The sequence below is a fragment of the Bacillus sp. AP50 genome, from assembly GCF_040492675.1.
In the GTDB taxonomy this organism is placed as follows: Bacteria; Bacillota; Bacilli; order Bacillales; family Bacillaceae_G; genus Bacillus_A; species Bacillus_A cereus.
Map to the genome: position 1 here is coordinate 1 of NZ_JBEUTW010000606.1, position 1,812 is coordinate 1,812.

Below are 1,812 nucleotides of genomic sequence, written 5' to 3' on the forward strand. Positions count from 1 at the left end.
GTATTGAATCTATTTTTATATCAAATAATCATTATTAAATACTAGATAATAATTTATTAATAATATTATTTAGCCTTAATATGATTGATTCAGCAACAACCTTTAAACTAATAAGTCTCTTTACAATTCACTTGCAACTATAGTTACTTAAATTTCGATAACTATAGGGAGGTGATATCTTGAATTTACATAAAGATAGAAAGTTAAATACTACTGATATAAAAAAATTTTTTTCATTTTTATACAATGATAAACAGATAAGAGCTGTCCTTACTACAAGTAATCAATTCTTATTTGTTGGATACGATATTGGGAAAAATGCGATTGGAATAAAAAATCCTTATAGCTTAATCGAAAATATGGACAAACGTTCTAAATACAGTGCTGTAATTACCTTTAATCAGGATATTAACCCTCAACGCTATATTTTAGTTGATTTAGAGGGACTTCACCATATGGTCTATAGAGCCAGAAAAGTTAAGGTTAATAGATTAGATTTTATCCATTGGGCCATATCTTTAGAAAAAAATATACTTTAATTCATTTCATTATGTTAGCTTTTACTGGGGTAACTATCCTTCAAATGATTTATTAAATATCCCAGCTAAATATTAATTATTTTGTAACCCTCAACTTTCTAACAACTTATTACGACTTTTAAATAGGAATTGGAGGTGAGAAAATGAATTTAAATATAAGTATAAGCCTGTTGCTATTTATATCCTTAGGGGTACGCGCATTTTTATTTGAAATAAAATTTCAGTACACACGTGAAAAATTACGTAGTATTCATGAATTGTTTGAAATTTTTTTAGACTGTTCTTTTTGTAATGGCTTTTGGACTGGTTTTTTTGGTTATGTAATTGTAAATGGTATTGATATTATTCTAATACCATTTGCTATTTTAGTTGGTTCTTCCTCATACTATTTAACGCTATTTGTTAAGAGTCTTACACAAAGAAATTAAGAAACACAGTTTATGTCCTTTATTTCTTAAATTATCCATTCTACATCTTTATCTACTTAACCCTACTAAACTTTAGTAGGGTTTTATTCACTATTCTTATTATTTCTATCTCTATACAAATTCCCAAACAAAAAAATTGTTCAAAATAGCAAAGTACATTTTGTACCGTACCTTGTTTACGCAACTAAAACAATAAATAAGACGACTATTAAAATATCTATCACCTTTAGAAATGGAGTGAACAATATGATTTTCTTTTCAAGTAAGCACCGAATTAAAGATCTTTCTTTCCTAAATAAACTTTGGATGACATCCGTAGCTTATGGACTAAAATATCTTGCCGGAACTGTAATATACATTGCAGATAAATTTGATGAAAAGGTAAGATTTGAAATCCTAAAAAGGCATATTTAAAATGGAGGAAATGAGAAAATAAAAAGAGGATTTATTCACTTTAAGAAAGGTTATAACGAACTGATAGAGGCCACTTTAAATTTCTGCTATCATGCAATGAATTAAAAAACATTTAAAAATCCTTTCTTGAAAACTTTAGTCAGGGAGATACTATTCCTATAAACTATAGAGGATAGTATTAGGTATCGCGGTGATTTCAAGTATAATTACGGACTTAAAAAGTTGAAAATTGCGTTAGTAAGAAAGAATTACTCTAAGGATATTTTTACTAACGCAATCTTACTTATTTTGAAAAAACATTTTAACAATCTATAAATAGATTTTCTACCTAAAATATCGTATTATCATTAGCTGCTTCATTTGGAATCTCTTGAATTACATCCCAGTGTTCGACAATCTTTCCATCCTTTATACGAAAAATATCCACTATA

Annotated in this window: 3 protein-coding genes; 2 read left to right on the forward strand and 1 reads right to left on the reverse strand. The window is 27.4% G+C overall.

The genetic code is table 11. The features are described 5' to 3' along the window. Positions 1-179 precede the first annotated feature (179 nt). Complete coding sequence (locus tag ABWK52_RS27220) at positions 180-539, forward strand: hypothetical protein (RefSeq protein WP_087948137.1); 360 nt, start codon at positions 180-182, stop codon at positions 537-539. Positions 540-682: 143 nt separating this feature from the next. Beyond that, complete coding sequence (locus ABWK52_RS27225) at positions 683-967, forward strand: hypothetical protein (protein WP_001052512.1); 285 nt, start codon at positions 683-685, stop codon at positions 965-967. A 742-nt stretch (positions 968-1,709) separates the two neighbouring features. Here ABWK52_RS27225 and ABWK52_RS27235 read toward each other — a convergent pair. Then, positions 1,710-1,812, reverse strand: a 103-nt coding sequence (locus tag ABWK52_RS27235; RefSeq protein WP_438825472.1) for a nuclear transport factor 2 family protein, incomplete at its 5' end; no start/stop codon positions are given.

Bases quoted from the DNA above. Each gene is read 5' to 3' on its own strand.
- ABWK52_RS27225 (WP_001052512.1), top strand. From the start codon at position 683: ATGAATTTAAATATAAGTATAAGCCTGTTGCTATTTATATCCTTAGGG.